We start from the raw sequence: 14,216 nt of genomic DNA, 5'->3' as shown, positions 1-14,216 counted from the left end.
GCCCATGACGCCGCCGTTGCGGGAACCCGATGTGAGTCGTGCTCCGACATCGTCGTCGGAGGGGGAACCTTGAGGAGGGGAGCCGACGTTGCGTGCGCGGTGCCCCCCGAGGGCGGCCGTCTGACGGGCGATGGGAGCCCGGCACTTCTCCTCAGTCTGCTGTTCATTCGCCTCACAGTGTCCTCGGCCGGTTGCAAGCGTCTTGATTCCTACTTGGACGGGGGCCGGTGCCGGACGAACCCGGCCACGACGGCACGCCTTGCCCGATCCGGGCGGGGGAAGGTGAAGGGAAGGGCAAGGGAAGGGGCCGTTCGTGGGATCGCCGGGGTCTTACCCGCCCGGGCCGCGCTTGCCTCCGGGCCTACGGGGGACGGTCACGGAGTGGCCGTTCTGAGGGGGGAGCAGCCATGACGTTGCGGATCGTGGCAGGGACGGCCAACCGCCCGCTCGCCGCCGCCGTCGCGGCCGCGCTGGACCAGGAGCCGTCCGTCCCGGCGGTCGACCGGTTCCCGGACGGCGAGTCTCGGCCGGTCGTCACCGGTGTCCGGGGCGCGGACGTCTACCTCGTCCAGCCCACCGGGCCGCCCGTCGGCGAGCACGTCATGGAGGCGCTGCTGCTCGCCGACGCCTGCCGGCGGGGCGGCGCGGCCCGGCTGACGGCGGTCGTGTCCTACGTGGGGTACGCCCGGCAGGACCGGCGCCGCCGCGAGGGAGAGGCGATCGGGCTGCGGGTGGTGGTGGCCGCGCTCGCCTCGGCCGGGGTCGAGCGCCTGATCGCGGTCGACCCGCACACGGCCGCGCTGGAGGCGGTGTGCCCGATGCCGGTGGAGACGCTGACGGCCGTGCCCGTCCTCGCCCGCGCCGCCGGCCGAGGACTGCCGGAGGAGGCGGTGGTGGTCGCGCCCGACCTCGGCGCGGTCAAACTCGCCCGCCACTACGCCCGCCTGCTGGCGCGGCCCGTCGCGCTGGTCCGCAAGACCCGGCTGACCGGGGCGGACGTGCGGGCCGAGCAGGTCTTCGGCGACGTCACCGGCCGCCCCGCGCTGGTCGTCGACGACATGATCAGCACGGGCGCGACGATCGAGGCCGCCGTCGAGGCCCTGCTCGCACAGGGAGCGGTGCCGCCGTTCGCCGTCGCCGCGACGCACGGCCTGTTCGCCGGGGACGCGTGGGAGCGGCTGCGCCGTGCGGAGATCCGGGGCCTGATCCGGGGCCTGGCCGTCACCGACACCCTGCCGCAGGACGAGGCGGCCCTGCCGTCGCTGGAGGTGTGCCCGGTCGCCCCGCTGCTGGCCGAGGCGATCGGCCGCCTCCACCGGGACGAGGGCATGGACGACCTGCTGTCCGGCGCCTGACGCCGCCCGGTGGCGGCGGGCGGCCAGGGGGGAGGATGAGAGTGTGACGTCCAGGACGCGCGGCCGTACGGCGGCGGGCAGGGACCTGACCCGCCTGCCGGACCGCGCGTGCCGTCTTGTCGAGACCCTGGGCGGACGGTTCTCCCGCGAGATGGGCATCGACGTCGACCGCGGTGATCGCGAGGTCGAGCGGTGGCTGCTCGCGGCGACGCTGTTCGGCGCCCGGATCTCCGCCGCGATCGCCGTACGGACCTACCGGGCGATGGCCGAGGCGGGGGTGCGCGGGATCTCCGACGTCGAAGGCCGCACGTGGGAGGAACTGGTCGAGATCCTCGACCGCGGCGGCTACGCCCGCTACGACTACCGCACGGCCACCCGGCTGCTCCGCCTCGCCGAGTCGGTGGGCGGCGAGGTGGGCGCGCTGCGCGGGGGCGGCCTGGACGAGACCCGCGCCGCGCTCGGCGCGCTGCCCGGCTGGGGCCCGGTGACGGTCGCGCTGTTCCTGCGCGAACTGCGCGGCGTCTGGCCGGGGGTTGACCCGCCGCCGGACGACCGCGCATTGGAAGCCGGGCGGCACGCCGGGCTGTTCGGCGCGGGACACCACCCCCTCGATCGGCTGCGGGAGATCGCCGGCGAGGCGGGGCTGGACGTGCGCGACCTCGAAGCCGCCCTCGTCCGCCTGTGGCTGGCCCACCACAAAAACTTCCCCCACTGTCCGGGCGGCGCCCGCTGTGCGGCACTCACCGAGGAGGGGTGAGATGCGATCGGCGGCGGGGGACCCGGTGACGCTGTTCCTGTGCGGCGACGTCATGCTGGGCCGGGGCGTCGACCAGATCCTCCCGCACCCCGGCGATCCCGCGCTTGAGGAGTCGTGCGTCCGGGACGCCCGCGAGTACGTCGAGCTGGCGGAGGAGGCGAACGGCCCGATCCCGCGGCCGGTCGGCTACTCCTGGCCCTGGGGCGACGCCCTGGAGGTGCTGGACGAGGCCGCCCCCGACGTACGCGTGCTGAACCTGGAGACGAGTGTCACCCGCAGCCGCGACTTCGCGCCGGGCAAGGAAGTGCACTACCGGATGAACCCGGCCAATCTCCCCGCCCTGGCCGTGGCCCGGCCCGACGTGTGCGTGCTGGCCAACAACCACGTGCTCGACTTCGGCGTACGCGGGCTCACCGAGACGCTGGACGCGCTGGCGGGGGCGGGACTCGACCAGGCGGGCGCGGGACGGGACGAGGACGAGGCGCGGCGGCCCGCGGTCGTGGCGCTCCCCGGCGGCGGGCGGGTCCTGGTGTTCGCGGTCGGGATGCCGTCCAGCGGCGTCCCCGGCGGATGGGCGGCGGCCCGCGACCGGCCCGGGGTGGCCTTCCTGCCCGGGCCGTCCCCCGACGCCGCGGCGGAGACGGTCCACCGTGTCCGGCAGGCCAAGCGGCCGGGGGACATCGCGGTCGTCTCCCTCCATTGGGGTTCCAACTGGGGCTACGAGGTCGAGGACGACCAGGTCGAGTTCGCGCACGCGCTGGTCGAGGGCGGCGTCGATCTCGTCCACGGCCACTCCTCCCACCATCCCCGCCCGGCCGAGGTGTACCGGGACCGGCTGATCCTCTACGGCTGCGGGGACTTCATCGACGACTACGAGGGCATCACCGGTTACGAGGAGTACCGCGACGACCTGCGGCTGCTGTACTTCGCGACGGCCGAGGCGGCGTCGGGGCGGCTGCTGGAGCTGCGGATGGCGCCGATGCGGGCCGTACGGATGCGGCTGCGGCACGCCTGCGGCGGCGACCGCGAGTGGCTGCGGGCGACGCTCGACCGGATCGGCCGGGAGTTCGGCGCACGGGTCGCACCGGCGCCCGGCGGCACGCTCGCCCTCGCACCGGCCGCGTAGGAGGTGGTCACGATGCTGGTCCGCGAGATCATGACGACGCCGGTGGTGACGGTCCGGCGCACGGTGACGATCAAGCAGGCCGTCCGCCTGCTGTACGAGCAGGACATCACGGCCGCGCCGGTGGTGGACGAGGCCGGACGGATGATCGGCATCGTCAGCGAGATGGATCTGCTGCGCGGTGAGTTCGGGGCCAACCCCCGGGCCTTCCTGCGCCCCGAGGCCCTGCCCACCGGCAGGCCGCCCGCGCTCGTCGAGGAGGTCATGACGCCGCGCGTCGCCACCGTCGGGGACGGCGCCGACACCATGGACCTGGTCGAACTGATGATCACGACGGGGGTGAAGAGCGTCCCCGTCCTGTGCGACGACGAGCTCGTGGGGATCGTCAGCCGCCGCGACCTGATGGGCCTGCTGGCCCAGGGGGACGAGCGGATCCGCGACGACGTGCTCGCGGCGCTGCGCGACTGCGCCGACACGTCGTCCTTCGGCGCGGCCGTGCGGGACGGCGTCGTCGAACTGTACGGCCCCGGCGACGAGCGGTCGGCCCGCATCGCCGGGCTGGTCGCCAGGACCGTCCCCGGAGTGGCCGACGTCGTCTTCCCCGAGGGACTGGTGAGCTAGGTCGCGTCCCGTGATCTTTCTCGCCTACTGCGGTCGGCCAGATGGCGCCTCGCTGCGTTCTCGTCGTCGCCCATAGCTCCGCTATGGGCTCCTCCTCGGCCTTGCGATGCATCCATCTGGCCGATCCTCGCTACGGCAAAAGATCACGGGACGCTCCCTGGTCGAGGCGGCCGAGCACGTCCGCGGCGAGTCGTTCGAGCGCGGTGACCTGTTCGCGGGTGAGGCCGTCGAAGAACAGGCGGCGCACGGTCTCCACGTGTCCGGGGGCCGCGGCGGTGATGGCCCGGCGGCCCTCCTCCGTGATCACGACGTACGCGCCGCGGCCGTCGTCCGCGCACTCCTCCCGCCTGACGAGCCCCCGGCGCTGCATCCGGGTCAGGTGGTGGGACAGCCGGCTCTGCTCCCACTGGAGGTCGCGCTGCAGCTCGTACGGCCGCAGCCGCCCCTCCTCCCGGTCGGTGAGGTGCACGAGGACCTCGTAGTCCGCCAGGGACAGACCCGAGTCCGCCTGCAGCTGCCGGTTGAGCCGGGCCGTCAGGCGGCCCTGCATGCGCAGGTAGGACCGCCAGGCGCGCTGCTCGTCCGGGTCGAGCCACCGAGGGCTGTTCATGGTCCCCAGGCTAGCCGGAATCAATGACTCGTCATGTATGTTGAGGGGCACCAGTAGATGACGCATCATCTACATGGCGACGAGGAAAGGGCACTCATGACCACGACCAGGCTGACCCCTCGTGTGGACGTCCGCCGGGCGGCCGAGCGTTCCGCCACCCGCATCTCCTGGCTGGATTCCAAGCACTCGTTCTCGTTCGGCGGCCACTACGACCCCGACAACACCCACCACGGCCTGCTGCTGGTCAACAACGACGACGTCGTCCACCCCGGCACCGGCTTCGAGACCCACCCGCACCGCGACATGGAGATCGTCACCTGGGTGCTCCAGGGCTCCCTGGTCCATCAGGACTCCGAGGGCCACTCCGGCGTCATCTATCCGGGCCTGGCCCAGCGCATGAGCGCCGGCACCGGCATCCTGCACTCGGAGAAGAACGACTCCTGGCGGCTGACCGGCGGCGACACCCACGACAAGCCGGTGCACTTCGTCCAGATGTGGGTGGTCCCCGACGAGCCCGGCATCACCCCCGGCTACGAGCAGCTGGAGATCGAGAACGAGCTGCTGACCGGCGGCCTGGTGCCGGTCGCCAGCGGCATGGACAAGCACGCCGGAGAGGCGGCCATCCGCATCAAGAACCGGTACGCCGCGCTGTACGCCGCCCGTCTCCAGCCGGGCCAGAGCGTGGAGCTGCCGGAGGCGCCCTTCCTGCACCTGTTCGTACCCCGGGGCACCGTCACCTTGGAGGGTGCGGGCACTCTGGAGACCGGCGACGCCGTACGGTTCACCGCCACCGGCGGGCAGAAGGTCACCGCGACGGAGCCCGCCGAGATCCTCGTGTGGGAGATGCACGCGACGATCGCCGCGTGACGACAATCCTGGAAGGAATCCCGATGCAGCAGTCAGAACCGCAGGTCGCCGACAACCCGGAGGCGAGCCGCTTCGAGATCACCGTGGACGGCGCGCTCGCCGGCTTCGCCGACTACCGGCTCAACGGGCCGAGGATCTCCTTCACCCACACCGAGATCGACCCGGCCTTCGAGGGCCGGGGCCTCGGCTCGACGCTGGTCCGGGCGGCGCTCGACGCCGCCCGGGACGCCGGGCTGTCGGTCCTGCCGTTCTGCCCGTTCGTGAAGCGGTACATCGAGCGGCACCCCGACTACCTCGACCTGGTGCCCGCCGATCAGCGGGCCAGGTTCTCCCTCGACGGCGGGGAGGGATCAGAGTGAGCCCTGGGGAGTCGGCGCTGTACGGCTGTACCGTCGCCGACGGCACGGAGCCGGAGAGCGTGCTCCTGCCCGGCCACGACGTGCCGCTCGGCCGCTACACGACCGTGCGCCGGCTGCTCCCGCAGCGCCCGCGCCGGATGGTCGGCGCATGGTGCTTCGTCGACCACTTCGGGCCCGACGACGTGAGCGGCCGGCCGGGCATGCAGGTGCCGCCGCACCCCCACACCGGCCTGCAGACGGTCACGTGGCTCGCCGAGGGCGAGATCCTGCACCGCGACAGCCTCGGCAACGTCCAGGCGATCGTGCCGGGGCAGCTCAACCTGATGACGGCCGCCCACGGGATCGCCCATTCGGAGCAGTCGCCGCGGGAGCACCCGCCGGGCATGCACGGGCTGCAGTTGTGGGTCGCGCTGCCGGAGGAGGCCCGACACGGGGAGGCGCGGTTCGAGCACCACGCCGCGCTGCCCGTGCTGCGCGACGGGGACGTCACGGTGACGGTCGTGGTGGGCGAGGTGGGACCGCTGCGCTCGCCCGCCCGCGTGCACACCCCGCTGCTCGGGGCCGAGGTGCTCTTCGCTGGTCCGGGAGAACAGCGGCTGCCGGTCGATCCGGCGTACGAGACGGCGGTGCTGGTCATGTCGGGCACGGCCGAGGTGGCCGGGGTCGCGCTGGCGCCGGGCTCGCTGCTCTATCTCGGGCAGGGCCGTACGGCGGTGCCGATGGAGACGGCCGGTCCGGCCCGGCTGTTCGTGCTGGGCGGCACGCCGTTCGAGGAGCCCCTGGTGATGTGGTGGAACTTCGTCGGCCGTTCGCACGAGGAGATCGCGCGGGCGCGCGACGACTGGATGCGGGGCGGCCGCTTCGGCGTCGTCCCGGGCGGGCAGAACCCCCTTCCCGCTCCCGAGATGCCGACCGTGCGGCTGAAGGCCCGCGACCGCCACGGCCGCGTCCTCAGCTGACGGATGAGCCCGCGCGTCTCCGGGTGAAGCAGGTGAACACGGCCAGCGCGGAGACGACGGTCATGCAGGCCAGCGCCCAGCGGTAGCCGGTCACGAGCTGCTCGACCGCCGTGGTCGAGACGTGGGACAGCGTTCCCGCGAAGACGGCGTCGTGAAGCCCGGCCGGCAGCGGCACCGTGATGATCGACAGGACCAGCGCGGTGCCGACCACCACCCCGGTGTTCTGCAGCATCAGGCGCATGGCGTTGACGATCCCCAGCCGGTGCGACGGCACCCCGTCGAGGATCGCGGTGGTGTTGGAGGGCAGGAACATGCCCGAGCCGACGCCGATGAGCACGAGGGCGGTGGTGAGCGCCGCCACCGACACGTCAGGGGAGATCAGCCACAGCAGGACGGCCAGGCCCGCCGTCGTCAGCGAGGTCGCGGCGACGGCCACCGTGCGCGGGCCGAGGCGGCGCAGCAGGAAGCCCGACGCGACCGACGCCGCCATCGCCGCGATCGAGAGCGGCAGCACCTTCACCGCCGCGCTCACCGGGTCCTCCCCGCGGACGGCCTGGAAGAACAGCGACACGAGGAGCACCACCCCGACCCGGGCGGTCGAGTTGAGGAACGACGCCAGCGTCCCGAGGGCGAACGTGAGATCGCGGAACATCCGGATGTCCACCACCGGATGACGGGCCCGCAGCTCCCGCACGACGAACAGCGGCAGCGTCACGGCGAACACGACGAGCCCGGACACCACCATCGGATGTCCCCAGCCGAGCCTCGTCACCTCCGACAGCGCGAGCAGCAGGCCGCCGAGACAGGCGAGCACGAGCGCGTTGCCGGACAGGTCGAGCCCCCGGTCGCGGCCCTGCGGCGGTCCGGGACGGAGGGCCACCGCGCCCCAGACCAGGCACGCGATGCCGAGGGGCACGTTGTACCAGAACACCCAGCGCCAGCCCAGGTGCTCGGTGAACAGGCCGCCGAGCGAAGGCCCGGCGAGCTGGGCGATGGAGAACGACGCGGTGTAGACGCCCATTCCCTCGCCGAGCCGCGACTTGGGGAAGGCGGCGGTCACCAGGGCGGCGCTGTTGGTCAGCAGCATGGCCCCGCCCGCCGCCTGCACCACCCGCAGCGCCACGATGACCCACGCGTCCGGCGCGAGCCCGGCCAGCAGGCTGGCGACGGTGTAGGTGGCCAGGCCGCCGAGATACATCGCCCGCCGTCCGAACAGGTCGGCGAGCCGGCCGAACACGACCATGAGCACGGTCGTCGTGAGCTGGAAGGCGAGCAGGATCCAGCTCGCGGCGTCCGCACTCGCGTGCGTCTGCCGTACGACCTGGGGGAGCGCCACGTTGAGCGCGCTGCCGCCGAGCGCGGTCAGGACGCTGGCCATGCTCACGACCGACAGCGTCCGCCAGGCGTGGCGCAGCCGCTCCCGCTCGCCGGGGTCCGCCGCAACGGTCTGCGGCACGGCCGTCATCGTACGGCGAGCTGGATCATGACCGGCTCCTCCCTACCGAATTCTAGATTCGATTACTAGAATCACGTTCATAGGCGGTCGGGTCAAGGTCGAGTCAAGGGAGCTGGGCATGGGCGGAATCGTGGAAGGCCGTGTCGTGATCGTCACCGGTGCCGCGCGGGGCATCGGACGGGGACACGCGCTGGAGTCCGCGCGTCAGGGCGCCAAGGTCGTCGTCAACGACCTGGGCGCGGAGGTCGACGGCACCGGGTCGTCCACCGGCGCCGCGGGCGAAGTGGTCGAGGAGATCAGGGCCATGGGCGGCGAGGCCGTGGTCGACGGCGCGGACGTCTCCGACTTCGACGGCGCGCAACGCATGATCAGGAGGGCCGTGGAGACCTTCGGCGACCTGCACGTCCTGGTCAACAACGCGGGCATCCTGCGCGACCGGATGCTCGTCAACATGACCGCCGACGAGTGGGACGCGGTCATCCGGGTGCACCTGCGCGGGACCTTCGCCCCGCTCCGGCACGCCGCCGCCTACTGGAGGTCCAGGGCCAAGGCCGGGGAGCCGGTGGATGCCCGGGTGATCAACACCACGTCGTCGTCCGGCATCTACGGCAACGCCGGCCAGGGCAACTACGGCGCGGCCAAGGCGGGAATCGCGTCGCTGACGATCATCGCGGCCAAGGAGCTGGCGCGTTACGGCGTGACGGTCAACGCGGTCGCCCCCGCCGCGCTCACCCGGATGACCGAGAACCTCATCCCGGGCGGGAGGCGGCCCGCCGAGGGCGGTTTCGACCCGGCGGCGCCCGACAACATCGCACCGCTGGTGGTGTGGCTGGCGAGCGCGCGGTCGCGGGGGATCACGGGCCGGGTCTTCAATGTGCGCGGCGGGCACATCAGCGTCGCCGAGGGCTGGCACGCCGGGCCGGGGGTGGACAAGGACGCCCGGTGGGATCCGGCCGAGCTGGGCGAGGTGATCCCCGCCCTGGTGGACAAGGCCGCGCCGAATGCCCTCACCAGCGGGCGCATCCCGGACGGGGAGGACTGACATGCCGCTCGACCACAGTCTGATCGGGGTGGAGAGCGCGCCGCACGAGCGGTCGTGGACGTCCGCCGACACCCTGCTGTACGCGCTGGGCGTCGGGGCGGGCACCGAGGAGCTCGCCTTCACCACGGAGAACTCGGCGGGGATCCGGCAGCGGGTGCTGCCGACCTTCGCGGTCTTGGCCGCCCAGGCGCCGACCGGGCGGCGGCTCGGCGACTTCGACCCCGCCATGCTCGTGCACGCCGAGCAGGCCTTCGAACTGCACGGCGAGCTGCCGGCCGCCGGTCGCGTACGGACGACCTCGACGGTGACCGGCATCTACGACAAGGGTTCGGGGGCGCTGGTGACGACGGAGGCCAGGGCGGCCGACGCCGAAAGCGGCGAGTTGCTGATCACGAGCCGGAGCTCGGTGTTCATCCGGGGCGAGGGCGGCTTCGGCGGCGAGCGCGGCCCCCGCGACGAGTGGGCCGAGCCCGGCAGGCCACCGGACCACACGGTGACGTACGAGACCCGCCCGGACCAGGCGCTGCTGTACCGCCTGTCGGGGGACCGCAACCCGCTGCACTCCGACCCCACCTTCGCCGCCCGCGCCGGCTTCCCCCGGCCGATCCTGCACGGGCTGTGCACGTACGGGATCACCGGGCGGGCGCTGCTGCACGCGGTGGCGGGGTCCGACCCGGCCCGCTTCGCGGCCATGTCGGGACGGTTCAGCAAACCGGTCTACCCGGGAGAGCCGCTGACCGTGTCCATCTGGCTGTCCACCAGGACGTCCGACGACGGCGCGACCGCCCTGTTCCGTACGGCGAAGGAGGACGGCACCGTCGTGATCGACCGGGGCAGGGCCGCCTTCCGCCCCGCCTGAGGTGGAGGGAGCGGCGCGCGGGGCGTCGCCGGGGTCGGCTCGCCGGAGTCAGCTCGGTGCGGCCCCGGCGTCGTCCACCGCACCTGTGGCGTCGGTGGCGTCGGTGGTGTCGTCGTGGGTGGCCAGGGGGTCGCCGAAGCGGCGGATGAGCGCGATCGCCGCCTCGACGACCTCCTCGGCCTCCTCCTCGGTCTCGCTCGTCGCGACCTCGCGTCCGGCCTCGCCGATCACGCTGGTGAGGACCGAGACCGTGAGGCGGTCGGTCGGCGTGTTCGCCGCGCCGAGCAGGACGGCGTTCTGCCGGACCCACTCCCGGCCGCGGGTGCGCCGCATCAGCTCGAACCCCGGCGGGCCGTCGCCGTCCATGAACAGCCGGGCCAGGTCGCGCCGCTGCCAGGACCCTTCGAGGAAGGCCCTGGCCCCCTCGATGAACAGCTCGACGGGGTCCTTCACGCCCGCCTGCTTCGCCGCGGCGACGCTGGACGCGGCGGCCTCCTCGTGGGCGGCCTGGTGCTCCTCCCACAACGCGAGGAACAGCTCGGTCTTGCCCCCGAAGTGGTGGTAGAGGCTGCCGACGCTGGAGCCCGCGCGCTCGACGACGTCCGCGACGTTGGCGTCGGCGAAGCCGTGCTCGGAGAAGACCTCGCGGGCGGCCTGAAGCATGCTCTTACGCGTCTGGGCGGTGCGGCTCCACTCCCACGAGCCGCTCCTGCCGCCGGGCTTGCGTGCCATCTGGGCTCCTTGTCGACAGGGACGACGCCATCGTAGCCCGTCGAATTCTAGAAAGTGATTCCAGACCTCTTGACACCCCTCCGGTGGGGAACCAGGCTGGAGCCGATTCCTAGAGAGCAATTCTAGAAAAGAGTCGCGTCGATGGACTTCTCCCTGAGCCCAGAGGAACTGCAGATCCGTGACACCATTCGCGCGTTCGTGGAGCGGGAGATCATGCCGCTCGAACCCGAGGTGCTGCGCGGCGAGCGCGCCGGCGGCCCGGGGCTCGATCCCGAGGTCCTGAGCGACCTGCGGCTCAAGGCGAAGAAGATGGGCTTCTGGGGCATCAACACCCCCGAGGAGTACGGCGGGGCCGCCCTTGGCCCGGTCATGTCCGCGATCATCGCCATGGAGATGGGGCGGACGTTCGTCCCGTTCAGCTTCGGCGGATCGGCCGACAACATCCTCTACGCCGGCACCGAGGAGCAGAAGCGGCGCTACCTGATCCCCACCATCGAGGGCGAGCGCCGTTCCTGCTTCGCCATCACCGAGCCGGGCGCGGGCTCGGACGCCCGCAACATCCGTACGCGTGCCGTCAAGGACGGCGGAGACTGGGTCATCAACGGCGAGAAGACCTTCATCACCGGCGGCAACGAGGCCGACTTCGTGATGGTGTTCGCCGTGACCGACGCCGACAAGGGCGCGAACGGCGGCGTCACCTGCTTCCTGGCCGACCGCGACATGGGCTGGAAGTCCGAGCCGATCCCGACGATGGGGCAGTGGGGCCCGGCCTCGCTGGTGTTCGAGGACGTCAGGGTGCCGGAGGAGAACATCCTCGGCGAGCTCGGCAGGGGCTTCGACCTGGCGATGCAGTGGATCGGCCAGGGCCGTTACATGATCCCCGCGCGGGCGGTCGGCTCGGCCGAGCGCATGCTCCAGATGGCGATCGACTACGCCAAGATCCGCATGTCGATGGGCAAGCCGATCGCCGAATACCAGGCGATCCAGTGGATGATCGCCGACTCGCAGGTGGAGATCGAGGCGGCCAAGTGGCTCACCCTCCACGCCGCCTGGCGCGTGCAGCAGGGCATGGACGCCCGGCACGCCTCCTCGATCGCCAAGCTGAACGGCGCGGTCATGGCCAACCAGGTCGTCGACCGCGTGCTGCAGATCCACGGGGGCATGGGCTACACCAAGGAACTGCCCATCGAGCGGTGGTATCGCGAGCTGCGCCTGTTGCGGATCTTCGAGGGCACCGACGAGATCCAGCGCCGGACGATCGCCCGCAACCTGCTCAGGGGCCACGCCCGCCTCGGCACGATCGGGGAGTGAGGATGCCGGTAGGAGAGCTGTTCAACCCCCGGTCGATCGCCCTGGTCGGGGCGACGGACAAGTCCGGCTGGTCGATCAGCACGCTGACCAACCTCCGTACGCACGGCTTCCGCGGACCCGTGCACCTGGTCAACCCGCGCGGCGGCGTGGTGCACGGCGAGCAGGCCCACCGCAGCCTGTCCGACATCCCCGGCCAGGTCGACCTCGCGTACGTCATGGTGCCGACGACCGCCGTGCTGCCCGTGCTGAGCGAGGGGGCCAAGCTCGGCATCCGTAACTACGTGATCCTCACCGCGGGCTTCGGCGAGACCGGCCCGGAGGGCGCCGCCCTGGAGGCGGAGATCGTCGACTTCGCCCGCGAGAACGACCTCACCGTGCTCGGCCCCAACGGCAACGGTTTCATCAACGCCGCCGCGGACGTCACGCCGTACGGCCTGCCGATCCCGTCCCCGCTGCTGCGCGGGTCGGTCGGCGTGGTGCTGCAGAGCGGCGCGCTGGCCAGCTCGGTGCTCGGCTTCGCCCAGGCCCGCAACGTCGGGATCAGCCTGCTCACCTCGATGGGCAACGAGTCGCTCGTCACCGTCACCGACGTGATCGACTACCTGGTGGACGACCCGGCGACCAAGGCCATCGCGCTGTTCCTCGAGTCGGTCCGCGACCCGGCCGCCTTCTCCCGGGCGGCGCGCCGGGCGCTGCTCGCGGGCAAGCCGATCGTCGCGCTCAAGATCGGGCGCAGCCGGCTCGCCTCCCGCACCGCCCAGGCCCACACCGGCGCGCTCGTCGGCGACGACAACGTGATCGACGCGGCGTTCCGGCAGCTCGGGGTCGTGCGGGTGCGGTCGCTTGAGGACCTCATCATCACCGCAGGGCTGCTGGCCGAGGTGGGGCCGTTGCCGGGCCCGCGAATCGGCGTCGTCACGCCGTCGGGCGGCGCGTCGGAGATCATCGCCGACCGGGCCGAGGACGAGGGGCTGGAGCTGCCGGCGTTCGCCCCGGAGACCGTCGCCCGGCTGCGCGAGATCGTGCCCGCCTTCGGGACCGTGCAGAACCCCCTCGACGTCACCGGCTACGTGCTCATCGACCGTACGCTGCTCGGCCGCGCGCTGGAGGCCGTCACCGCCGACCCCGGCGTGGACGCGGTCATGCTGCTGTCGGACCTCCCGCGCGTCGCCCCGCCCGACCCCGCGCCCGTGTACGCCATGTTCTCGGCGAGCGCCAAGCGCATGGCCGACGCCCCGATGCCGGTCGTCGTCGTGAGCAACGTGCTGACCGACGTCACCGAATTCGGCCGCGACGTCCAGCGGGAGGCCGGGTTCCCGTACGTCGCGGGCGGCATCGAGCACGGCATGCACGCCATCGGCGCCGCGGTCCGGTGGTCCCGGGCGTACCGCGCGGCCGTCGAGGCGGCGAACGGAGCCGTCCCGGCCGAGGCGGCGGTCAGCGCCCCGGCGGTCGAGGCGGGGACCGGCATGTGGGCCGAGCACCGCGCCGCCGCCCTGCTGTCGTCCGCCGGGATCCCGGTCGTGCCCGGCGAGCTGGTGTACGACGAGGAGTCGGCGGTGGCGGCGGCGGTCGGGTTCGGCTACCCGGTCGTCCTCAAGGCCGCCGCCGAGGGGCTGGGGCACAAGAGCGACATCGGCGGGGTCCGGCTGGGTCTGTCCGACGCGCGGGACGTCGAGCGGGCCTACCGAGAGGTCGTGGCCGCCGCCGCGGCGGTGCCCGGCGCCGGCCGGGTGGGCGCGCTCGTCCAGCCGCAGCGCGGCGGCGGCGTGGAGCTGCTGGCCGGCATCGTACGGGACCCGGCGTGGGGGCTCACCCTGGCCGTCGGCCTGGGCGGGATCTGGGTGGAGGCGCTGCGCGACACGGCGCTGCGCGTAGTGCCGGTGGACGCGGCCGAGGTGCGGCGGGCGCTGGACGAGCTGCGCGGCACCGCGCTGCTGCGGGGCGCACGCGGCACCGAGCCCGCCGACCTCGACGCCGTCGCCGAGGTCGTGGCCCGCGTCGCCGCCTTCGCCGAGAGCCTCGGCGACGACCTGGAGTCGCTGGAGATCAACCCGTTGCTCGTCCGCGGCTCCCATGTGGAGGCGCTCGACGCTCTCATCACCTGGCGCGACCGAGCCGGCGGCTGAGCCTGCCGCTGCCCCTGCCGCCTGTGCGCACCCGTG

The 14,216-nt window shown here is 72.8% G+C and carries 14 protein-coding genes; 11 read left to right on the top strand and 3 right to left on the bottom strand.

What is annotated here, in order from left to right:
• The first annotated feature begins 407 nt into the window (after nucleotides 1-407).
• The 4 genes from QSK36_RS34185 to QSK36_RS34170 are packed head-to-tail and all read left to right on the top strand — an operon-like array spanning nucleotide 408 to nucleotide 3,856.
• The gene (locus QSK36_RS34185; protein ID WP_285785232.1) at nucleotides 408-1,355 is read left to right on the top strand and encodes a ribose-phosphate diphosphokinase; all 948 of its coding nucleotides are present in this window, start codon (nucleotides 408-410) and stop codon (nucleotides 1,353-1,355) included.
• A gap of 43 nt (nucleotides 1,356-1,398) precedes the next feature.
• Nucleotides 1,399-2,112 (top strand): hypothetical protein, encoded by a 714-nt coding sequence (locus tag QSK36_RS34180; RefSeq protein WP_285785231.1) that lies wholly within the window; start codon nucleotides 1,399-1,401, stop codon nucleotides 2,110-2,112.
• A gap of 1 nt (nucleotide 2,113) precedes the next feature.
• Entirely contained in the window at nucleotides 2,114-3,238 is a 1,125-nt protein-coding gene (locus QSK36_RS34175; RefSeq protein ID WP_183544462.1) for a CapA family protein, read from the top strand.
• 12 nt (nucleotides 3,239-3,250) lie between these two features.
• Nucleotides 3,251-3,856: a CBS domain-containing protein gene (locus QSK36_RS34170; protein WP_225898944.1), complete on the top strand. Its 606-nt coding sequence runs from the start codon at nucleotides 3,251-3,253 to the stop codon at nucleotides 3,854-3,856.
• Between the two features lie 130 nt (nucleotides 3,857-3,986).
• Here QSK36_RS34170 and QSK36_RS34165 read toward each other — a convergent pair whose 3' ends face one another.
• Nucleotides 3,987-4,466, bottom strand: coding sequence for a MarR family winged helix-turn-helix transcriptional regulator (locus QSK36_RS34165; RefSeq protein WP_285785230.1), 480 nt, complete (start codon nucleotides 4,464-4,466; stop codon nucleotides 3,987-3,989).
• 96 nt (nucleotides 4,467-4,562) lie between these two features.
• Between QSK36_RS34165 and QSK36_RS34160 the strand changes: the two genes are divergently transcribed.
• Genes QSK36_RS34160 through QSK36_RS34150 form a run of 3 tightly spaced genes read left to right on the top strand, consistent with a single transcriptional unit; the run spans nucleotide 4,563 to nucleotide 6,651 of the window.
• Nucleotides 4,563-5,333: a pirin family protein gene (locus QSK36_RS34160; RefSeq protein WP_285785229.1), complete on the top strand. Its 771-nt coding sequence runs from the start codon at nucleotides 4,563-4,565 to the stop codon at nucleotides 5,331-5,333.
• 23 nt (nucleotides 5,334-5,356) lie between these two features.
• On the top strand, nucleotides 5,357-5,692 hold the full coding sequence (locus tag QSK36_RS34155; RefSeq protein ID WP_285785228.1) for a GNAT family N-acetyltransferase: 336 nt from the start codon (nucleotides 5,357-5,359) through the stop codon (nucleotides 5,690-5,692).
• Nucleotides 5,689-6,651 carry a pirin family protein gene (locus QSK36_RS34150; protein WP_285785227.1) on the top strand — a complete coding sequence of 321 codons (963 nt, stop codon included), beginning with the start codon at nucleotides 5,689-5,691 and terminating at the stop codon, nucleotides 6,649-6,651. The genes QSK36_RS34155 and QSK36_RS34150 overlap by 4 nt, the downstream gene beginning before the upstream one ends.
• Here QSK36_RS34150 and QSK36_RS34145 read toward each other — a convergent pair.
• Nucleotides 6,644-8,107, bottom strand: coding sequence for an MFS transporter (locus QSK36_RS34145; protein WP_285785226.1), 1,464 nt, complete (start codon nucleotides 8,105-8,107; stop codon nucleotides 6,644-6,646). The two genes, QSK36_RS34150 and QSK36_RS34145, sit on opposite strands and share 8 nt — an antisense overlap.
• Nucleotides 8,108-8,225: 118 nt before the next feature.
• Between QSK36_RS34145 and QSK36_RS34140 the strand changes: the two genes are divergently transcribed.
• Both QSK36_RS34140 and QSK36_RS34135 read left to right on the top strand, forming a co-directional pair.
• The gene (locus tag QSK36_RS34140; protein ID WP_285785225.1) at nucleotides 8,226-9,149 is read left to right on the top strand and encodes an SDR family oxidoreductase; all 924 of its coding nucleotides are present in this window, start codon (nucleotides 8,226-8,228) and stop codon (nucleotides 9,147-9,149) included.
• Nucleotide 9,150: 1 nt separating this feature from the next.
• Entirely contained in the window at nucleotides 9,151-10,008 is an 858-nt protein-coding gene (locus tag QSK36_RS34135; RefSeq protein ID WP_285785224.1) for a MaoC/PaaZ C-terminal domain-containing protein, read from the top strand.
• A 48-nt stretch (nucleotides 10,009-10,056) separates the two neighbouring features.
• Here QSK36_RS34135 and QSK36_RS34130 read toward each other — a convergent pair whose 3' ends face one another.
• Entirely contained in the window at nucleotides 10,057-10,740 is a 684-nt protein-coding gene (locus tag QSK36_RS34130) for a TetR/AcrR family transcriptional regulator (protein WP_285785223.1), read from the bottom strand.
• A gap of 141 nt (nucleotides 10,741-10,881) precedes the next feature.
• Here QSK36_RS34130 and QSK36_RS34125 point away from each other — a divergent pair, with 141 nt between their 5' ends.
• Together QSK36_RS34125 and QSK36_RS34120 are read left to right on the top strand one after the other, a co-directional pair.
• Complete coding sequence (locus tag QSK36_RS34125) at nucleotides 10,882-12,051, top strand: acyl-CoA dehydrogenase family protein (protein WP_139576689.1); 1,170 nt, start codon at nucleotides 10,882-10,884, stop codon at nucleotides 12,049-12,051.
• 2 nt (nucleotides 12,052-12,053) lie between these two features.
• On the top strand, nucleotides 12,054-14,180 hold the full coding sequence (locus QSK36_RS34120) for an acetate--CoA ligase family protein (RefSeq protein ID WP_285785222.1): 2,127 nt from the start codon (nucleotides 12,054-12,056) through the stop codon (nucleotides 14,178-14,180).
• Nucleotides 14,181-14,216 lie beyond the last annotated feature (36 nt).

This window comes from Microbispora sp. NBRC 16548 (assembly GCF_030268985.1).
Taxonomy (GTDB): domain Bacteria; phylum Actinomycetota; class Actinomycetes; order Streptosporangiales; family Streptosporangiaceae; genus Microbispora; species Microbispora catharanthi.
This window is presented reverse-complemented; position numbering and strand designations above follow the sequence as displayed.

Bases quoted from the DNA above. Each gene is read 5' to 3' on its own strand.
- QSK36_RS34130 (WP_285785223.1), bottom strand. From the start codon at position 10,740: ATGGCACGCAAGCCCGGCGGCAGGAGCGGCTCGTGGGAGTGGAGCCGC.
- QSK36_RS34155 (WP_285785228.1), top strand. From the start codon at position 5,357: ATGCAGCAGTCAGAACCGCAGGTCGCCGACAACCCGGAGGCGAGCCGC.
- QSK36_RS34185 (WP_285785232.1), top strand. From the start codon at position 408: ATGACGTTGCGGATCGTGGCAGGGACGGCCAACCGCCCGCTCGCCGCC.
- QSK36_RS34140 (WP_285785225.1), top strand. From the start codon at position 8,226: ATGGGCGGAATCGTGGAAGGCCGTGTCGTGATCGTCACCGGTGCCGCG.
- QSK36_RS34135 (WP_285785224.1), top strand. From the start codon at position 9,151: ATGCCGCTCGACCACAGTCTGATCGGGGTGGAGAGCGCGCCGCACGAG.
- QSK36_RS34170 (WP_225898944.1), top strand. From the start codon at position 3,251: ATGCTGGTCCGCGAGATCATGACGACGCCGGTGGTGACGGTCCGGCGC.
- QSK36_RS34125 (WP_139576689.1), top strand. From the start codon at position 10,882: ATGGACTTCTCCCTGAGCCCAGAGGAACTGCAGATCCGTGACACCATT.
- QSK36_RS34175 (WP_183544462.1), top strand. From the start codon at position 2,114: ATGCGATCGGCGGCGGGGGACCCGGTGACGCTGTTCCTGTGCGGCGAC.
- QSK36_RS34165 (WP_285785230.1), bottom strand. From the start codon at position 4,466: ATGAACAGCCCTCGGTGGCTCGACCCGGACGAGCAGCGCGCCTGGCGG.
- QSK36_RS34160 (WP_285785229.1), top strand. From the start codon at position 4,563: ATGACCACGACCAGGCTGACCCCTCGTGTGGACGTCCGCCGGGCGGCC.
- QSK36_RS34120 (WP_285785222.1), top strand. From the start codon at position 12,054: ATGCCGGTAGGAGAGCTGTTCAACCCCCGGTCGATCGCCCTGGTCGGG.